The following is an 18,958-nucleotide window of genomic DNA, read 5'->3' on the forward strand; positions in this document are numbered from 1 at the left end:
GTTTTTAAGAAGAACAAAGATAGATGAAATTCCACAGGTGCTTAATGTTCTAAAAGGAGAAATGAGTCTTGTTGGTCCAAGACCAGAGAGAATTGCATCTCTTGAAGAGTATGATGATGAGATTTCAAAGAGGCTTAATATGAGGCCTGGTATGACTGGACTAGCTCAGGTGAGTGGAAATATTCATTTGAACCTTCAGGATAGATACAAACACGATGTTTACTATGTGGAGCATTATAGTGTATGGCTTGATATCAAGATTATCTTTAGAACCGTAGGTGTTGTACTGTTTGGTGAAGACAAATATGTAGATAAACGTTTGGTTGATCTAAACTCGAGTAAAAGAGGTGTCTCTGTATGAAAAGAATATTGATTACAGGAGCTGGGAGTTACATAGGTACTTCATTTGAGAAATGGGTTAGCCAATGGCCAGAGAAGTATCAAGTAGACACCATTGATATGAGAGAGAATGAGTGGAAAGATAAACCATTCAGCTCATATGATGTGATTTATCATATCGCTGCAATTGTTCATGTCAAAGAGAATGATACTGAGAAGTATTTTAGTGTGAATAAAGATCTCCCAGTTGAAGTCGCAAAGAAAGCTAAAGCAGAAGGCGTTAAGCAGTTCATTTTCTTAAGCACAATGGGAGTCTACGGTAAAGAGAGAGGATTTATAGATGAGAAGACTAAGCCGAATCCCAAGACACCATATGCAGAGTCTAAATTAGAGGCTGAAGGATTATTGAGTGAATTAGCTGATGACACTTTCAAGGTAACGACATTAAGACCTCCTATTGTTTATGGTAAAGACTGCAGAGGGAATTATCCTAGACTTGCTGGGATGGCTTTAAAAGTACCTATATTTCCGAAGGTAAAGAATGAACGCAGCATGATTTTTATTTATAATTTGTCTGAGTTTGTAAGACTTGCCATAGATAAAGAGTTGAGTGGACTATTCTTCCCTCAAAACAAAGAGTATGTTAATACGACTGAGCTAGTTCGGTTAATTGCTAAAGTTCATGGTAAAGAACTTAAAACAACAGAGGTATTTAATCCTCTTGTATCGTTTGGTATTAAGATATCTGAGATATTTGGAAAAGTGTTTGGGTCATTTGTTTATGATAAGAAGATGCCAGGTGGACCTGAAGAATTAGAATATGAAACTTGTTCGTTTATAGATTCTATTGAACGGACGGAAAAATGATTAGTTGGGAGCAATTTAGATGAGTGAAAAAAGAGATGTTTTATTTTTATGTCAATACTTTTATCCAGAATATGTATCATCTGCAACGCTCCCATATGATACAGCGAAAGCGCTGACAAAGGCTGGTTTTAGTGTTTCGGCATTATGTGGATATCCAAATGAATACAACAAAGACGGCGAAGTTCCAGTGGAAGAAGTACATGAAGGTATTAAGATAAAAAGATTAAAGTACCTTCAACTTAAACGCAGCAATTTTATTGGAAGATTGATAAATTACTTCTCGTTTACCTTTGCGGTGTTTCTTCGTTTTTTAAGTTTAAGGAATTACAAGTTAATAATTGTTTATTCGAATCCTCCAGTATTACCATTGATAGCTGCATGGGCTAGCAGGCTATTTAATACGAAAATGATATTCGTAAGTTATGACATTTATCCTGAGATGGCACACATTACGAAGAGCATTTCTGAAAATGGGCTTATAAGCAGAATGATGCAATTTATCAACAAGAGAATATATAAGAATGTAAATAAAGTAGTGGCTCTGTCAAAGGAAATGAAAGAGTATCTGCTTAAGCATAGAGAACAATTAGAAGAGCAGCAAGTAGAAGTTATTCCGAATTGGTATGATGCTAAACCGATAGAAGATGCATCAAATTCCTACTTGAATAATAAGTTCGCAGATTTGAAACCAAATGAAAATTTGATTGTTTCATACTTTGGGAATATGGGGATTTGCCAAGACTTGGATACAATCCTTGAAGCAATAAGAAGGTTGAAAAATGACGATGAAATTAGATTTGTCTTTGCTGGACATGGTAACAAAATGGATCAACTTCGAAAGTCGGTAAAGGAAGAACACTTAGATAAGGCAGTTGTTTATGACTTTCTTCATGGACAAGATTTTCAAGATGCTTTAAACATCAGCGATGTTTTTCTAGTAAGTCTTTTTGACGGCTTAACAGGGTTAGCTGTTCCTAGCAAAACTTATAGTTACATGATGGCTGGAAAACCAGTTATTGCGATAATGGGTGTTCGTTCAGACATTTCCAAAGATTTACTAGAGAATAAAGCCGGATTTGCAATGGAAGTAGGAGAAGTAGATAGGCTAGTAAGCTCCATTGTAAATCTAAAAAATGATAAAAAACTCAGGATAGAGATGGGATTGAATATAAGACGAGTTTTTGAAGAGAAATATACAACAGAGAAGGCTACTTCAAAGTATGTTGAGATGATAAAAGAAGCATTGGAGGATAAATAATGTTTAAAGGAAAGACTTTATTAATTACAGGTGGAACAGGATCTTTTGGGAACGCAGTTATGAAAAGATTCCTTGATACAGATATCAAAGAAGTCCGAATTTTTTCTCGTGATGAGAAGAAACAAGATGATATGAGAAAACTTTATAAAAACGACAAGCTTAAGTTTTACATAGGCGATGTTAGAGATCTTTCGAGTGTTAAGAATGCAATGCATGGAGTTGATTATATCTTTCATGCAGCTGCACTTAAGCAAGTACCTTCCTGTGAGTTTTTTCCATTAGAAGCAGTTAAGACAAATGTACTTGGTACAGATAATGTTCTTACTGGAGCTATCGAAATGGGGGTTAAGAAGGTCATTTGTCTTTCAACTGACAAGGCAGCTTATCCAATTAATGCAATGGGCATCTCAAAAGCGATGATGGAAAAAGTTTTTGTAGCAAAAGCAAAAACGGTTGATTCTGATAGAACGCTTATCTGTGGCACTAGATATGGTAATGTAATGGCTTCAAGAGGCTCAGTAATTCCATTGTTTATAGATCAGATTAAGAGTGGACAGCCTTTAACCGTTACAGATCCTAATATGACAAGATTCTTAATGAGCCTTGAAGAGGCAGTTGAGCTTGTTGTATTTGCTTTCCAGAATGCTGAAGCTGGTGATATTATGGTTCAGAAATCTCCGGCATCAACCATCGGGGACTTAGCTCAAGCAGTTAAAGAGCTTTTTAAAGCAGATAATGAAATCAAGGTAATCGGCACTCGACACGGTGAGAAACTCTATGAAACTCTTCTAACAAAAGAAGAGCATGTAGTAGCAAAAGACATGGGTGGATTCTATAGAGTGCCTGCTGATAAGAGAGATTTAAACTATGACAAGTACTTTGTTGAAGGAGATCAAAAGCTCTCATCTGAAGATGAGTACAATTCACATAACACAGAAAGGCTTAATATAGAGCAGATTAAAAAGAAATTATTGGAGCTTGATTATGTCAGAGAGCAATTGGAAAGTTGGGATAGATAATGAAAATTTTAGTCACTGGGGCAAAGGGCTTCATAGGAAAAAACTTAATAACAGAGCTGAGAAATAGAAAGTACGATGATATTTTCGAGTATGACAGGGATACAGATCCTTCTTTACTTGATGAATACTGCAAAGAAGCGAACTTTGTATTTCACCTTGCGGGAGTAAACCGACCAAAAGAACAATCTGAATTTATGGAAGGTAACTTTGGCTTTACCTCTGATCTGTTAAATACTCTTAAGAATCATAATAACACCTGCCCTGTGATGATTTCATCGTCTATTCAAGCTGAGTTAGATAATCCTTACGGTGAAAGTAAGAAGGCAGGAGAAGACCTTCTATTTTCTTATGGTGACGAGACAGGGTCCAAAGTACTTGTTTATAGATTTCCTAATGTTTTTGGAAAGTGGTGTAGACCAAACTATAACAGTGCAGTTGCGACGTTCTGTAATAATGTTGCCCATGACATACCTATTAAAGTGAATGATTCAAGCGTAGTAATGAACCTTGTTTATATAGATGATGTGGTTAATGAGTTGATTAATGCTCTAGAAGGTAATGAGAACATAGTAGATTCATTCTGTGAAGTACCAGTGGTGCATACAATTACTTTAGGCGAGATAGTAGATTTGATTTATTCATTTAGGAAATGCAGAGAAGATAGGTCAGTGCCGAACATGTCGGATGCATTTACTAAGAAGCTCTATAGTACATATCTAAGCTACTTGCCAGAAAATCAGTTTAGTTACGACTTAAAGATGAACGTGGATCAGAGAGGATCTTTTACAGAGTTCATTAAAACGCCTGATCGTGGCCAGGTATCAGTTAATATCTCAAAACCTGGAATTACAAAAGGGAATCATTGGCACCATACTAAAAATGAGAAGTTTTTAGTAGTTAGCGGTAACGGTGTTATTCGATTTAGAAAAATTGATTCAGATGAAGTGCTGGAGTATTTCGTAAATGGTGACAAAATGGAAGTCGTTGATATACCAACGGGTTATACCCACAACATTGAGAATCTTGGAGATTCAGATATGGTAACAATTATGTGGGCCAATGAGCCATTTGATCCTGAAAAGCCTGATACTTATTATTTGGAGGTATAACTGATGAAAAAATTAAAAGTTATGACGGTCGTTGGGACTAGACCAGAAATAATTAGACTGTCAGCTGTCATAAATAAATTAGATGAGTCAGAAGCGATTGACCACGTTCTTGTTCATACGGGACAGAACTATGACTATGAACTTAATGAAGTGTTTTTTAATGACTTCAATTTAAAGAAACCGGATTACTTCCTAAACGCTGCAACAGGGACTGCTGTTGAGACAATTGGCAATATTCTGGTGAAGATTGATCCAATTTTAGAAGAAGTGAAACCAGATGCATTTCTAGTGCTTGGAGATACAAATAGCTGTTTATGTGCAATTGCAGCAAAGAGAAGACATATTCCAATCTTCCATATGGAAGCAGGAAATAGATGCTTTGACCAGAGAGTCCCAGAAGAGACAAACAGGAAGATTGTTGATCATACAGCAGATATCAACCTAACCTATAGTGATATTGCTAGAGAGTATCTATTAAGGGAAGGTCTTCCTGCAGATAGAGTAATAAAGACTGGTAGCCCGATGTTTGAAGTTCTAAATTCAAGAAAAGATGATATTGAGAAATCTGATGTACTTGAAAGATTGGGACTCGAAGCCGAGAAGTATTTTGTAGTGTCTGCTCATAGAGAAGAGAATATAAGCTCTGAACAGAATTTCACGGATTTAGTAGAGAGCTTAAACACAATAGCAGAAAAATATCAGATGCCATTAATTGTAAGCGCGCACCCAAGAACAAGAAAGATGATTGAAGCAAAAGGAGTTGAGTTCAATCCATTGGTTAAAACTATGAAGCCTCTTGGATTCAATGATTATGTGAAACTTCAAAAGTATGCAAAAGCTGTTTTAAGTGATAGTGGGACAATCAGTGAAGAGTCATCAATTCTAGGATTTAGAGCACTTAACATTAGACAGGCACACGAAAGACCTGAGGCTATGGAAGAAGCATCGGTTATGATGGTGGGACTTAAGAAAGATAGAATTCTCCAGGGGCTAGAGATACTAGAGACTCAAGAAAAAGATACTTTAAGGTTGGTTACAGATTATAGTATGCCTAATGTGTCTGATAAGGTTTTAAGGATTATCTTGTCTTATACAGATTATGTGAATAGAGTTGTTTGGGGGGAAATAAATCATGAAAGTACTGCAGATTAATTCTGTTTGTGGAATAGGTAGCACAGGACGAATTGCTACAGATATTCATAATATCTTGATTGAACAAGGCCATGAGAGTTATATCGCATACGGAAGAGATTTGCCAAAGAATTGTGATAATGCGATAAAGATTGGAACAAAAATTGACAATTACACTCATGTGGCAAAAACAAGAGTACTTGATAAACATGGGTTTGGATCTAAGCAAGCGACTATAGAGTTCATAGGTAAAGTAAAGGAGTTAGATCCGGATATAATCCATCTTCACAATATTCATGGCTATTATATGAATGTTGAAATTCTTTTTAATTACTTGAAAGAAGCAAATAAACCTGTCGTGTGGACTCTTCATGACTGTTGGAGTTTTACAGGTCATTGTGCATATTTTGATTATGTAGGTTGCGATAAATGGAAAACAGGATGTGATAGTTGCCCTGAGAAAAAGGCATATCCTAGTAGTTTAATCTTTGATAATTCTAAAAACAATTACATTAATAAGAAGGAAATTTTTACTGGTGTTAAGAATCTTACTATAGTTACACCATCACAATGGTTGGCTAATTTGGTGCAGGAATCATTTCTTAATGAATATCCAGTAAAGGTTATTAATAATGGGATAGACTTAAATACATTTAGACCTAATACAGGCGATTTCAGAAATAAATTCAATTTAAATGGTAAGTTTATAATTTTAGGAGTAGCAAGTGTGTGGGATCGACGAAAAGGGTTAAAGTACTTTGTTGAATTGGCTGACATGGTGTCTGAAGATGAAGTAATTGTATTAGTAGGATTATCAGAAAAACAGATAAATCAGATTCCCGAAAATATAATTGGAATAACAAGAACTAATAATGTTGAAGAATTGGTTGATCTTTACTCAAGCGCGGATGTTTTTGTTAATCCTACACTAGAAGATAATTTTCCCACAACTAATTTAGAGGCGCTTGCTTGTGGGACACCAGTGATTACTTTTGATACTGGAGGAAGTCCTGAGAGTGTAAATATAGATACTGGATATATAGTTCTAACTGAAACTAGCGATGATATTTATAGTCACATTATCAAAATAAAAAGTAATACAAAATATAATTACAGAAAAAACTGTAGTTTTAGAGCAAAAAATAAATATGATAAAATTCAGAAGTTTATTAAATACATAGAATTATATAAAATGATTGGGTGAGATTATGAGAATTATTCATGTGGAAGACTATTTTGATCCTAACGCAGGGTATCAAATTAATGAACTATTAATTGCTAATAAAAAGAATAGAAGCAATGATGACGTTATACTTATAACTTCTAATGACATGTCGCCTTTTCACAAAAATGTAGACAATACAAAAGATATCTATTTTGAAAATGAAACAGGAGCAAAGATAATTCGCTTAGAAGTTAAGTTCAAATATTCAAGTAGAATCATAATGAAAAATCTATTTAATACAATAAACAAGTTAAATCCAGATATAGTTTATCTGCACGGTATTGGTGATTTTAAAGATCTACGATTATTGAAAAAAAAGCCAAAATACACAGTTGTAAGAGATTGCCATATGTCTTGGGTAGCTTCGAAAAATAGATTCCGAAAACTTTATTATAAGTTGTTTAAGTTAGTATTTGCAAATATTATAAATAACACTGATAAATACAAAAAAATATTTGCTCTTGGTAACGAAGAATATCAATACTTAAAATTAATAGGAATAGAAGATCATAAGATTAGCTATTTAAGGCATGGTTATAATGACACTGTTATATTCTTTGATCCAGATGGAAGAAAAGAAATACGGAATAAATACGACTTCAAACATAAAGATATAGTTATTTCATATATTGGGAAATTCAATGATTCCAAAGAACCAGATTTGATTTTCGATATTGTTGAAAGATTTTTGCATTTACAAGAGGATTATAGATTGATAAAACTATTATTTATTGGACCCAAAGAAGATAAATATATGAACAAATTCAACATGAAACTTGACAAGATGAAAGATAAACTAGAAATTATTGTAGATGACTCGAAGAAATATTCTGATTTGAAAAGGTACTATTCTGCAAGTGATATATGTATTTTCCCAAAAGAGACTACCCTAAGTTCAATACATGCACAAATATGTGGATGCCCTGTTATTATGGAGAATCACATTTCAAATCAGGAAAGAGTAGTGAACAATAATAATCTTTTCGTACCAGGTGATTTTAGCCAAGCAGCTCAAATATTAAAGAAAATAATCGATGAAAAGGAATATATCAAGAACAATCAATATTTAAGAGCTTTGTCGGACAGAGAATATGGCAAACAAATAGTAAAAATTAGGGATTTAGCAAACGGTAATGAGCGTTAAACATTAGATTACATTTATGTTTATATTGAGGGGGTCAAATATTGAATGGAGTAATAATAGCTTTTACTATAATTATTCCCCTATTATATGTACTTATTTTGTATAGAAGAAGAATATATTTCGCAACTATGTACTGGGTAGCATTTTATCTTATTTCTTTTTCTTTACCAATAATAATCGGGAATTATATAAGTTATGGAGTATATTTGAATTCTGAGACATTTCATTATTTAAACTTAGCATACTTTAGATTTACTAGAGAATATAGCCGGATTTGCTATGGAAGTTGGAGAAGTAGATAAGCTAGTAAGTTCAATTGTAAAGTTAAAGAATGACAAAAAACTCAGGTCAGATATGGGATTGAATATAAGACGAGTTTTTGAAGACAAATATACAACAGAGAAAGCTACTTCAAAATATGTTGAGATGATAAAAGAAGCATTGGAGGAAAAGTAATGTTTAAGGGAAAGACTTTATTAATTACAAGTGGCACAGGATCTTTTGGGAATGCAGTTATGAAAAGATTCCTTCATACAGATATCAAAGAGGTCCGAATTTTTTCTCGTGATGAGAAGAAACAAGATGACATGAGAAAACTTTATAAGAACGATAAATTAAAGTTTTATATCGGTGATGTTAGAGACCTTTCAAGCGTAAAAAATGCAATGCACGGAGTTGACTATATCTTTCATGCAGCTGCCCTCAAACAGGTACCTTCATGCGAGTTCTTTCCACTTGAAGCAGTTAAAACCAATGTACTCGGTACAGATAATGTACTTACAGGTGCTATTGAGATGGGGGTTAAGAAGGTGATTTGTCTTTCTACAGATAAAGCAGCTTACCCAATCAATGCAATGGGCATCTCAAAGGCGATGATGGAAAAGGTATTTGTTGCAAAAGCAAAGACCGTTGATCATAACAGAACGCTTATTTGTGGTACAAGGTATGGGAATGTAATGGCATCTAGAGGATCTGTGATTCCATTGTTTATCGATCAGATCAAGAATGGACAACCACTGACAGTAACTGATCCAAATATGACAAGGTTTCTAATGAGTCTTGAAGAAGCTGTTGAGCTTGTTGTGTTTGCGTTTCAAAATGCTGAAGCTGGTGATATTATGGTTCAGAAGTCACCCGCCTCAACTATAGGGGACTTAGCTCAAGCAGTTAAAGAGCTTTTCAAAGCAGATAACGAAATCAAAGTAATTGGTACTCGTCACGGAGAGAAACTTTATGAGACACTTCTAACAAAAGAAGAGCATGTTGTAGCAAAAGATATGGGTGGATTCTATAGAGTGCCAGCTGATAAGAGAGATTTAAACTATGACAAGTACTTTGTTGAAGGAAATCAAAAGCTGTCATCTGAAGATGAGTACAATTCTCATAATACAGAAAGGCTTAATATTGAACAGATTAAAGAAAAGTTACTTCAGCTTGATTATGTAAGAGAACAATTGGAAAGTTGGGATAGATAATGAAGATTTTAGTCACTGGGGCAAAGGGCTTCATAGGAAAAAACTTAATAGCAGAGCTAAGAAATAGAAAGTATGTTGATATTTTTGAGTATGATCGAGATACAGATCCTTCTTTACTTGATGAATACTGCAAAGAAGCAAACTTTGTATTTCATCTTGCAGGGGTAAACCGACCCAAAGATCAATCTGAATTTATGGAGGGTAACTTTGGTTTCACCTCTGATCTTTTAAATTCGCTTAAGAAACATAATAACGCCTGCCCAGTGATGATTTCATCGTCTATTCAAGCTGAGTTAAACAATCCTTATGGTGAAAGTAAGAAGGCAGGAGAAGACCTTCTGCTTGATTATGGTGTAGAAACCGGAGCTAAAGTTCTTGTTTACAGATTTCCCAATGTGTTTGGCAAATGGTGTAGACCTAATTATAACAGTGCCGTAGCTACTTTTTGCCATAATATCGCTCATGATTTACCTATTCAAGTGAATGATTCAAACGTAGTAATGAATCTTGTTTATATAGATGATGTAGTACATGAACTGATTGATGCACTAGAAGGAAATGAGAATAAAGTAGACCTATTCTGTGAAGTTCCTGTTGTACATACTATTACACTTGGTGAAATAGTAGACCTCATTTATTCATTCAAGAAAAGTCGAGAAAACAGGTCAGTACCTAACATGGCGGATGCATTTACAAGGAAGCTTTACAGTACATATTTAAGCTATTTGCCTGAAGACAAGTTTAGTTACGACTTAAAGATGAACGTAGATCAGAGGGGCTCATTCACTGAATTCCTTAAAACACAAGAACGTGGCCAAGTTTCAGTGAATATTTCAAAACCCGGAATCATAAAAGGTAATCATTGGCATCACACGAAAAATGAGAAGTTTCTGATTGTCAGCGGTAAAGGTGTTATTCGTTTTAGAAAAATAGATTCAGATAAAGTGCTGGAGTATTTCGTAAGTGGTGACAAAATAGAAGTCGTTGATATCCCAACGGGTTATACACACAACATTGAGAATCTTGGAGATTCAGATATGGTAACAATTATGTGGGCCAATGAATCGTTCGATCCAGAAAAACCCGATACTTATTATTTGGAGGTGTAACTGATGAAGAATCTAATATTTAATGCATTCGGAGTTAATAATGATTTTGTTGATACGCCTAATATAAGTGAAAAAACAGACAACTCAAAAGCTATCTATCTACAAAATATATTTGTATCATTAAAATCAGCTAAAATCACAAATCCCGATGATGATGTTGCATTAGTAACAAATTATTCATTGCCACAAGATTATGAAGAATTATTTTTAGAGAACGATATAAAAATAATTAATATTACCTTTGATACATATATTATGCCTGCCAGCTTTCCATGGGCTCTAGCATTTTTCAAACTGTGCGCTTTAAAATACGTAACAGAACTAGACGAATATGAAAATTTTCTGCTCCTTGATGCTGATACAATAACAGTAAGAAGTTTAAAGGACTTATGGTTAGAATCAGAATATGGGATTATGTTATTTAATATCGATCATAATTTTAGTCACAAGGTAAGACGTAGTATTAATGAAGATTATTTCAGATTGTATAATGAATCAAAGAACATACAGCATTATGGAGGTGAGTTTATTTGTGGCAACAAACTTCATATCAAATCATTTTCTGATAAGTGTTATTCGATTTATCAAAGGATAATTGAAAATAATTATGATATTAATAAAGAATCTGGAGACGAAATGATTATCTCAATCGCCGCAAAAAATTTTCCGAATTTGCTAGATGGTGGGGCATATATTGATAGATACTGGACTGGTAAAGTGTATTTAGTTTCAACGAATTATTTTTACGATCCTGTTGCAATATGGCATTTACCAGGAGAGAAAAGTACAGGGATAATAAGTGTATTTAAATATCTAAAGAAATATGGTATTTTACCTAAAAATTTACCCCAAATATTAGGTTTGCCAAAACCTAAAAGGTCGAATTTTTTTATGTATGTACTGAAAAAGTTGCTGTTGAAAAACAATTAACTTACTATGTTTTAGTTGGAGGAATAACTGATGAAGAAATTAAAAGTCATGACTGTTGTAGGCACAAGACCAGAGATTATTAGGCTATCAGCTGTTATTAATAAATTAGATAAATCAAAGGCGGTTGACCATATTTTAGTTCATACGGGTCAGAACTATGATTATGAATTAAATGAAGTATTTTTCAATGACTTCAACTTAAAGAAACCGGATTACTTCCTTAATGCTGCAACCGGAACAGCAGTAGAAACAATAGGAAATATTCTGGTGAAGATTGATCCTATCCTTGAAGAAGTAAAGCCTGATGCATTTCTAGTGCTCGGAGATACAAATAGTTGTTTATGTGCAATAGCTGCAAAGAGAAGACATATCCCTATTTTCCATATGGAAGCTGGAAACAGATGCTTCGATCAAAGAGTACCGGAAGAGACAAATCGAAAGATTGTAGATCATACAGCAGATATTAATCTAACCTATAGCGATATTGCTAGAGAATATCTCTTAAGAGAAGGCCTTCCTGCAGATAGAGTAATCAAAACGGGTAGTCCGATGTTTGAGGTTCTTAATTTAAGAAAAGAAGATATCGAGAAGTCGGATGTGCTTGAAAGATTAGGGTTAGAGGAAGGCAAGTATTTTGTTATTTCTGCTCATAGAGAAGAGAATATTAGTTCCGAACAGAACTTTATAGATTTAATAGATAGCTTAAATGCAATTGCAGAAAGGTACCAGATGCCATTAATCGTGAGTACTCATCCACGAACCAGAAAAATGATTGAAGCTAAAGGTATTGAGTTTAATCCACTAGTAAAGACAATGAAACCGCTTGGGTTTGATGATTATGTAAAGCTTCAGAAATATGCTAAAGCTGTTTTGAGTGATAGTGGAACAATTAGTGAGGAATCATCAATATTAGGGTTTAGAGCACTCAATATTAGACAAGCGCATGAGAGACCTGAAGCGATGGAAGAGACTTCTGTAATGATGGTAGGACTCAAGAAAGAAAGAATTATCCAGGGCCTAGAAGTATTGGAGACTCAAGAAAAAGATACATTAAGATTGGTAGCAGATTATAGTATGAGTAATGTGTCAGATAAAGTATTGCGAATTATTCTATCGTATACAGATTATGTTAATAGAGTTGTTTGGGGGAAATAGATAATGAAAGTATTGCAGATAAATTCCGTTTGTGGAATAGGTAGTACAGGGAGGATTGCTACTGATATTCATAATATTTTAGTTAAACAGGGGCACGAGAGTTATATTGCATACGGAAGAGATCTGCCTCAAAACTGTGATAATACTATTAAGATTGGTACTAAACTTGATAATTATACTCATGTCTTAAGGACAAGAATTTTTGATACGCATGGGTTTGGATCAAAACAAGCGACTCTAGAATTTATTAATAAAATTAAAGAGGTGGATCCTGATATAATTCATTTGCACAATATTCATGGCTATTATATTAATGTAGAGATTCTTTTTAACTATTTGAAAGCGGCAAACAAACCCGTTATTTGGACACTGCATGACTGTTGGAGTTTTACGGGTCATTGTTCACACTTTGATTACATTGGATGTAAAAAATGGAAAATAGGATGTTTAGATTGTCCACAAAAGAAAGAGTATCCGAAGAGCTGTTTGATAGATAATTCTGAATGGAATTATGAAAAAAAAAGAGAAGTATTTACTGGAGTTAAAAACCTGACGATTGTGACACCGTCGGAGTGGCTTGCAACAAAAGTAGAAAATTCATTCTTAAATGATTATGCTATTAAAATAATAAATAATGGAATTGATTTATCGGTATTTAAGCCAACAGAAAGTAATTTTCGAGAAAAATATAATTTGCAAAATAAATTTATCATTTTAGGTATAGCAAATGTTTGGAGCGAACGAAAGGGATTTAATTATTTCTTAGAGCTAGCGGAAAGAATTAAACCAAATCAAACAATTGTATTAGTTGGGCTAACAGCAAAACAAAAAAAGATCTTAGGATCTAACATTGTAGGTATTTCTCGAACAAACAATCTTGAAGAGTTAGTTCAAATATATTCTGAGTCAGATGTGTTCATCAACCCTGCTCTAGAGGATACGTTTCCTACAACAAATATTGAGGCTTTGGCATCTGGAACACCAGTAATCACATTTGAAACTGGTGGAAGTACTGAAATCATTGACAAAAATACAGGAATAATTATTGAACAAGGTGATATTGAGCAACTGATTGATAGAATAAATGAATTAGATAAAAAAGAACGAGAGTTTAATAAGGACGTATTAACAGGAAGAACTAAGCAGATGTATGATAAATACGATAGATATAAAGAATATTTAGGTCTTTATAGATATAAATTAGAAAAGTTACGAAAGGACTAAGATAATGAATTCGAAGAACTTTAAGAAAGTAATATATTCTTACATTTTCATATGCTTATTTATAGGATTGATGTTTCTTATACTTAGCGATTTATCTATTAAAAGTGAACAAACAATTGTAATTATTACTTTCATGATTAATGGATTATTTATATCCAAATATTTATTTAAGAGTTCTCATATGGGGCATAGTTTAAAAGATGTGTTTTATCTGTTTATGTTATTATTTATGTTTTTGAGCCCATTGATACAATATGTTACTGACAATTTTCCCTGGTGGGATACACATCTTATAGTTGACCGAGCAATTTTACACGCGAATTTTACGATTTTTATATTTTTGATTACATATCAAGTTAGCTATTCTATGAAATCTAGAACAAGTAGAAATACAGGGTATCAAAGAAATATAAAAAATGTTAATATAGTAATTGATTCATTGTTCGTAGCTTCATTTATAGCGAGTATATTTGTTATTTCAATTGTCGGATTTCAAAATTTGTTTTCGAGATCTACCTATGTAATTAATACAAATTCAAGAAGCGCAGGGTTAATAATTGCTAATACTTTAAGGGCAATTCCAGTTATTTATGTTGCAATTAATCTAGTTTTTATAAAAAAGTACAAATATATTTATAAAAAAATCCCTTTGATACTAGGAATTACATTAATGATTTTAATTAATTTTCCAACTGCAACAGCACGATTTTGGATGGCATCAATATATTTAGGGTTATTTATTATATTACTAGGAAAAAGTAAGAATCCGCATTTTTTAAAATTTACTTTATTATTAGGAATGTTGGTTGTATTCCCTGTAATAAACATATTTCGCAGAAACTCATTCCAAGAAGTGCTTTTACTTGGAATAGATATCCCAAGAGTAACAGAATTACTTACCTATGGGGACTTTGATTCATACTCTATGCTTGTTAGAGGCATCATATATACTAGCGTAAACGGTATATCTTGGGGAAGACAACTATTAGGGAATGTATTATTTTTTGTTCCCAGAACGGTTTGGCCAAATAAACCAATTGGAAGTGGATTAATGATTGCATCTGATCTAGGGTGGCAGTTTACGAATGTATCATTCCCATATATTGGCGAAGGATATATAAACTTTGGGATACTTGGCGTGATATTATTTGCTGTTGTTCTTGGAAGAATATCTAAAAAAGCAGACCATAGATATAAATTTTCCATAGAAAATACAAAAGTAGAAATTAATTATGTTGATATAGTGTACCCTTTTACTTTAGGATTTTTGTTTTTTATTATGCGAGGCGATTTATTAAGTTCACTATCATTCTATATAGGATTTATGCTTCCTGTCATAGTTTTATTTATTTTACAAAAATTACGATTTAGCATCAAGTAGATAAGTAGTATAGGGAAGAAAGGAGAAAATATGAAAATTATACATGTAGAAGATCATTTGACCCTTCGGCTGGATATCAAATAAATGAATTAATATCTTCAAACGCTAAATATAAAGATGAAATCATAATAATCACATCAGATGATATGACTTCTTTTCATAAAAAAGTAGATAAAAGTATTGATGATGAGTTTGAAAAAAGAACTGGGTCAAAAATTATTAGATTGAAGGTTGTCCTAAAGATTTCTAAACGGGTATTACTCAAGGGACTTTTTTCAACAATCGATAAGCTCAATCCTGATATAGTTTTTATGCATGGCATAGGAGATTTAAAAGACTTACAATTATGGCTTTCAAAACCATCATATATTCTAGTAAGAGATTGCCACATGTCTTGGGTGGCATCTAAGAATAAGTTTAGACATTTGTATTATCTTTTATTTAGAATTTTCTTTTCAAGAATAATAAATGAATCTGAAAAATATAAAGTTATTTATGCATTAGGAATTGAAGAGTATGAATATCTTAAACATCTAGGATTAAAAGATAAGAAAATTGATTTTTTAAAACATGGATACAATTCAGAAATAATGAGGTATGATTATAAATCAAGAAAATCAATTAGACATAGCTATTCGGTTAATGATAATGAAGTTTTAATATCATATATTGTAAAATTGAATGATAATAAAAGGCCTGATATTATTTTTGATATTATAGATAACTTAGGTGAAACTTTTATAAAAGAATATAGTGTTACGTTATTATTCATTGGACGAAGTGAACAAGAATATTTCGAGAAACTTTTAGAGAAAAAAAGAAAATTAAGAAGAATATAAGGACTATTATTGATGAATCAAAACCTTTTGATGATTTATATAAGTATTACTCTGCGACTGATATATGTATATTTCCTGAGGAAACAACATTAAGTTCAATCCATGCACAAATATGTGGCTGTCCGGTGATTATGGTGGATTATTTATCTAATAAGGAACGTGTACTAAACAAAAAAATTTATTTCCACGAAATGACTTAAAGAAGGCTTCTCAAATTTTAAAAAGAATAATAGTAAACAATGAATATTTTAAAGAGCAGAATATTGAATACAGTCTTCAATTGCAAGAAAGAGAGTATTCTGAACAAATTAAAAAAATCAGAGAATTAGCAAACTAATAATACATAAATATATGAGGTGAAAACATGATTAATGTAATAGGATTAGGTTATATTGGACTACCCACCGCTTTAATGTTTGCAAAAAGCGGTGTTGAAGTTGTTGGAACAGATTTAAATAAGAGATTAGTAGATTCACTTTCTAAAGGACAACTTACATTTGAGGAAGATGGATTAGAAGAACTTTTCAAAAATGCAATTGATAACAGAATTAAATTCACGACTGGGTATCAAAAAACAGATATCTACATAGTTGCAGTACCGACACCTTATATTAATTCAAGTAAGAAGTTGGACTCAAAGTATGTGGTTTCAGCAGTTAATACAATTCTTGATGTTTGTGAAAAGGGTGCTGTGATTATAATAGAATCAACAATTTCACCAGGGTCAATTGATAAATATATTAGACCTAAAATTGAACAAAGAGGAGTAGTAATTGGTGAAGATGTTCATCTGGTACATGCACCAGAAAGAATAATTCCAGGAAATATGATTTATGAACTTAAAAACAACTCACGAACAATTGGTGCGGATGATCCTGTAATAGGTGAAAAAGTAAAAGAGCTCTATTCAAGTTTTTGCAAATCAGAAATTGTTGTGACAGATATTAGATCTGCAGAAATGTCAAAAATTGTTGAGAATACCTATCGGGATGTCAATATTGCTTTTGCGAATGAACTAGCAAAGATTTGCAGAACAGATAATATGGATGTTTATGAGGTTATTCGTATAGCAAATAAGCACCCAAGAGTCAATATTCTTCAACCAGGACCAGGTGTAGGCGGTCACTGTATTTCAGTGGATCCATGGTTCTTAGTTGGAGACTATCCTGATCTTACGAATCTAATTCTAACGGCAAGGAAAATTAACGATTCAATGCCTACTCATGTTCTTGGGAGAATTAGAGACATAATGAGGGAACATAACATTAATGATATTACCAAGATTGGTATCTATGGACTAGCATATAAAGAAAATGTAGATGACACAAGAGAAAGTCCAGCAATCCAGCTTCTTGAAAAAATGGACGAGCACTTAGCCTTTGGGGTAAAAGTGTATGATCCATTTGTTAAAGAAAGAATGGTAGATCATCAGTTTATGAACTTCGAAGACTTCTTAAATGAGATAGAGATTTTGGTCATAATTACAGCTCATGATCACATTAAGAATAACCTTGATTTAGTCAAGGACAAACTGATTCTAGACACTAAGAATATCTGTAACTTTGATGGCGTATATAAACTATAAGATTGGAATGAGTTGAAATGAAAAAAGTTATGGTGGTCTTTGGTACCAGACCAGAAGCAATAAAAATGTGCCCTTTAGTTAAAGAACTGAAGACAAGAGAGAAACTAAATACAGTTGTTTGTGTAACGGGTCAACATAGGGAAATGCTCGATCAGGTTCTAACTGCATTTGATGTTGTACCTGACTACGATCTATCTATAATGAAGGCAAAGCAGACACTATTTGACGTTACAATCAATATTCTTGAGAAAATGAAAGCGGTTCTTGAAGAAGTTAAGCCGGATGTTGTATTGGTTCATGGAGATACATCAACTACATTTGTGACAGCGTTGGCCTGCTTTTATTTGCAGATTCCTGTAGGACATATAGAAGCTGGACTGAGAACTTACAACATCTACTCACCATATCCAGAAGAGTTCAATAGACAAGCGGTTGGCATTGTATCAAATTTCAACTTTGCACCAACTGAAATGTCAAAAGAGAATCTTCTTAAGGAAGGTAAGAGTGCTGAAACTATCTTTGTGACGGGTAATACTGCTATTGATGCACTTAAGACGACAGTTCGTGATGATTACAATCATGAGAATTTAGAGTGGGCATCAGATAGTAGACTTATTATGATTACGGCTCATAGAAGAGAGAACCTTGGTGAACCTATGAAAAATATGTTTAGGGCGATCAAGCGCATCATCGATGAAACATCTGATATTAAAGCAATCTATCCTATCCATATGAATCCTGTTGTAAGAGAAGCTGCCCAAGAGATTCTTGGATATACAGATAGAATAAGAATAATAGAACCGCTTGAAGTACTAGATTTCCATAACTTCTTATCCAGGTCTCATCTCATATTAACTGACAGTGGTGGAATTCAAGAAGAAGCTCCTAGTTTAGGAAAGCCAGTTCTTGTTATGAGAGATACTACAGAAAGGCCGGAAGGTATTGCTGCAGGAACACTCAAGTTAGTAGGAACGGATGAAGAGGTTATCTATAATACTTTTAAACAATTATTAGAAGATCAAAATGAGTATGACAAAATGAGTAAAGCAAGCAATCCTTATGGAGATGGATTAGCAAGCAAGAGGATTGCAGATGTATTAGAGGATGTATTATGACTTTCTTTAGATATTATCATAAAAGAAATAGACGGTAGATTATCCTGCACTAG

The 18,958-nt window shown here is 33.2% G+C and carries 18 protein-coding genes; all 18 read left to right on the plus strand.

What is annotated here, in order from left to right; translation table 11 throughout:
* Positions 1-361 (plus strand): sugar transferase (locus tag ACTQ5J_RS06980; RefSeq protein WP_441751822.1); only part of this gene is annotated, 361 nt, incomplete at its 5' end.
* Complete coding sequence (locus ACTQ5J_RS06985) at positions 358-1,206, plus strand: NAD-dependent epimerase/dehydratase family protein (protein ID WP_441751824.1); 849 nt, start codon at positions 358-360, stop codon at positions 1,204-1,206. The genes ACTQ5J_RS06980 and ACTQ5J_RS06985, both read left to right, overlap by 4 nt.
* A 19-nt stretch (positions 1,207-1,225) precedes the next feature.
* Positions 1,226-2,464, plus strand: a complete 1,239-nt coding sequence (locus ACTQ5J_RS06990) for a glycosyltransferase family 4 protein (RefSeq protein ID WP_441751826.1) — start codon at positions 1,226-1,228, stop codon at positions 2,462-2,464.
* On the plus strand, positions 2,464-3,483 hold the full coding sequence (locus ACTQ5J_RS06995) for a polysaccharide biosynthesis protein (protein ID WP_441751827.1): 1,020 nt from the start codon (positions 2,464-2,466) through the stop codon (positions 3,481-3,483). The genes ACTQ5J_RS06990 and ACTQ5J_RS06995 overlap by 1 nt, the downstream gene beginning before the upstream one ends.
* Positions 3,483-4,592, plus strand: coding sequence for a capsular polysaccharide biosynthesis protein CapF (locus ACTQ5J_RS07000; RefSeq protein WP_441751829.1), 1,110 nt, complete (start codon positions 3,483-3,485; stop codon positions 4,590-4,592). The genes ACTQ5J_RS06995 and ACTQ5J_RS07000 overlap by 1 nt, the downstream gene beginning before the upstream one ends.
* Before the next feature lie 3 nt (positions 4,593-4,595).
* Complete coding sequence (wecB, locus tag ACTQ5J_RS07005; protein WP_441751831.1) at positions 4,596-5,744, plus strand: non-hydrolyzing UDP-N-acetylglucosamine 2-epimerase; 1,149 nt, start codon at positions 4,596-4,598, stop codon at positions 5,742-5,744.
* A complete protein-coding gene (locus ACTQ5J_RS07010; RefSeq protein WP_441751833.1) occupies positions 5,725-6,927 on the plus strand; it encodes a glycosyltransferase family 4 protein in 1,203 nt (400 codons plus the stop codon). The genes wecB (ACTQ5J_RS07005) and ACTQ5J_RS07010 overlap by 20 nt, the downstream gene beginning before the upstream one ends.
* Positions 6,928-6,946: 19 nt before the next feature.
* On the plus strand, positions 6,947-8,092 hold the full coding sequence (locus tag ACTQ5J_RS07015) for a glycosyltransferase family 4 protein (protein ID WP_441751835.1): 1,146 nt from the start codon (positions 6,947-6,949) through the stop codon (positions 8,090-8,092).
* A gap of 279 nt (positions 8,093-8,371) precedes the next feature.
* Complete coding sequence (locus ACTQ5J_RS07020; RefSeq protein WP_441751837.1) at positions 8,372-8,548, plus strand: hypothetical protein; 177 nt, start codon at positions 8,372-8,374, stop codon at positions 8,546-8,548.
* Entirely contained in the window at positions 8,548-9,567 is a 1,020-nt protein-coding gene (locus tag ACTQ5J_RS07025) for a polysaccharide biosynthesis protein (RefSeq protein WP_441751839.1), read from the plus strand. Before ACTQ5J_RS07020 ends, ACTQ5J_RS07025 begins: the two co-directional genes overlap by 1 nt.
* Positions 9,567-10,676: a capsular polysaccharide biosynthesis protein CapF gene (locus ACTQ5J_RS07030; protein ID WP_441751840.1), complete on the plus strand. Its 1,110-nt coding sequence runs from the start codon at positions 9,567-9,569 to the stop codon at positions 10,674-10,676. Before ACTQ5J_RS07025 ends, ACTQ5J_RS07030 begins: the two co-directional genes overlap by 1 nt.
* Positions 10,677-10,679: 3 nt before the next feature.
* The gene (locus tag ACTQ5J_RS07035) at positions 10,680-11,606 is read left to right on the plus strand and encodes a hypothetical protein (RefSeq protein ID WP_441751842.1); all 927 of its coding nucleotides are present in this window, start codon (positions 10,680-10,682) and stop codon (positions 11,604-11,606) included.
* A gap of 30 nt (positions 11,607-11,636) precedes the next feature.
* Entirely contained in the window at positions 11,637-12,761 is a 1,125-nt protein-coding gene (gene wecB, locus ACTQ5J_RS07040) for a non-hydrolyzing UDP-N-acetylglucosamine 2-epimerase (RefSeq protein WP_441751844.1), read from the plus strand.
* A 3-nt stretch (positions 12,762-12,764) separates the two neighbouring features.
* Positions 12,765-13,985, plus strand: coding sequence for a glycosyltransferase (locus tag ACTQ5J_RS07045; RefSeq protein WP_441751846.1), 1,221 nt, complete (start codon positions 12,765-12,767; stop codon positions 13,983-13,985).
* Between the two features lie 181 nt (positions 13,986-14,166).
* Positions 14,167-15,366, plus strand: a complete 1,200-nt coding sequence (locus tag ACTQ5J_RS07050) for an O-antigen polymerase (protein WP_441751848.1) — start codon at positions 14,167-14,169, stop codon at positions 15,364-15,366.
* Positions 15,367-15,512: 146 nt separating this feature from the next.
* Positions 15,513-16,205 (plus strand): hypothetical protein, encoded by a 693-nt coding sequence (locus ACTQ5J_RS07055; protein ID WP_441751850.1) that lies wholly within the window; start codon positions 15,513-15,515, stop codon positions 16,203-16,205.
* A gap of 364 nt (positions 16,206-16,569) precedes the next feature.
* Positions 16,570-17,790 (plus strand): nucleotide sugar dehydrogenase, encoded by a 1,221-nt coding sequence (locus tag ACTQ5J_RS07060; RefSeq protein WP_441751852.1) that lies wholly within the window; start codon positions 16,570-16,572, stop codon positions 17,788-17,790.
* Positions 17,791-17,807: 17 nt separating this feature from the next.
* The gene (wecB, locus tag ACTQ5J_RS07065) at positions 17,808-18,905 is read left to right on the plus strand and encodes a non-hydrolyzing UDP-N-acetylglucosamine 2-epimerase (RefSeq protein WP_441751854.1); all 1,098 of its coding nucleotides are present in this window, start codon (positions 17,808-17,810) and stop codon (positions 18,903-18,905) included.
* Positions 18,906-18,958: the final 53 nt, after the last annotated feature.

It is taken from the genome of Fundicoccus sp. Sow4_F4 (assembly GCF_052116145.1).
Taxonomy (GTDB): Bacteria; Bacillota; Bacilli; order Lactobacillales; family Aerococcaceae; genus Fundicoccus.

Excerpts from the sequence above, each read along its gene's own strand:
- ACTQ5J_RS06985 (WP_441751824.1), top strand. The coding sequence starts at position 358 with ATGAAAAGAATATTGATTACAGGAGCTGGGAGTTACATAGGTACTTCA.
- ACTQ5J_RS06990 (WP_441751826.1), top strand. The coding sequence starts at position 1,226 with ATGAGTGAAAAAAGAGATGTTTTATTTTTATGTCAATACTTTTATCCA.
- ACTQ5J_RS06995 (WP_441751827.1), top strand. The coding sequence starts at position 2,464 with ATGTTTAAAGGAAAGACTTTATTAATTACAGGTGGAACAGGATCTTTT.
- ACTQ5J_RS07000 (WP_441751829.1), top strand. The coding sequence starts at position 3,483 with ATGAAAATTTTAGTCACTGGGGCAAAGGGCTTCATAGGAAAAAACTTA.
- wecB (WP_441751831.1), top strand. The coding sequence starts at position 4,596 with ATGAAAAAATTAAAAGTTATGACGGTCGTTGGGACTAGACCAGAAATA.
- ACTQ5J_RS07010 (WP_441751833.1), top strand. The coding sequence starts at position 5,725 with ATGAAAGTACTGCAGATTAATTCTGTTTGTGGAATAGGTAGCACAGGA.
- ACTQ5J_RS07020 (WP_441751837.1), top strand. The coding sequence starts at position 8,372 with ATGGAAGTTGGAGAAGTAGATAAGCTAGTAAGTTCAATTGTAAAGTTA.
- ACTQ5J_RS07025 (WP_441751839.1), top strand. The coding sequence starts at position 8,548 with ATGTTTAAGGGAAAGACTTTATTAATTACAAGTGGCACAGGATCTTTT.
- ACTQ5J_RS07030 (WP_441751840.1), top strand. The coding sequence starts at position 9,567 with ATGAAGATTTTAGTCACTGGGGCAAAGGGCTTCATAGGAAAAAACTTA.
- ACTQ5J_RS07035 (WP_441751842.1), top strand. The coding sequence starts at position 10,680 with ATGAAGAATCTAATATTTAATGCATTCGGAGTTAATAATGATTTTGTT.
- wecB (WP_441751844.1), top strand. The coding sequence starts at position 11,637 with ATGAAGAAATTAAAAGTCATGACTGTTGTAGGCACAAGACCAGAGATT.
- ACTQ5J_RS07045 (WP_441751846.1), top strand. The coding sequence starts at position 12,765 with ATGAAAGTATTGCAGATAAATTCCGTTTGTGGAATAGGTAGTACAGGG.
- ACTQ5J_RS07050 (WP_441751848.1), top strand. The coding sequence starts at position 14,167 with ATGGGGCATAGTTTAAAAGATGTGTTTTATCTGTTTATGTTATTATTT.
- ACTQ5J_RS07055 (WP_441751850.1), top strand. The coding sequence starts at position 15,513 with ATGACTTCTTTTCATAAAAAAGTAGATAAAAGTATTGATGATGAGTTT.
- ACTQ5J_RS07060 (WP_441751852.1), top strand. The coding sequence starts at position 16,570 with ATGATTAATGTAATAGGATTAGGTTATATTGGACTACCCACCGCTTTA.
- wecB (WP_441751854.1), top strand. The coding sequence starts at position 17,808 with ATGAAAAAAGTTATGGTGGTCTTTGGTACCAGACCAGAAGCAATAAAA.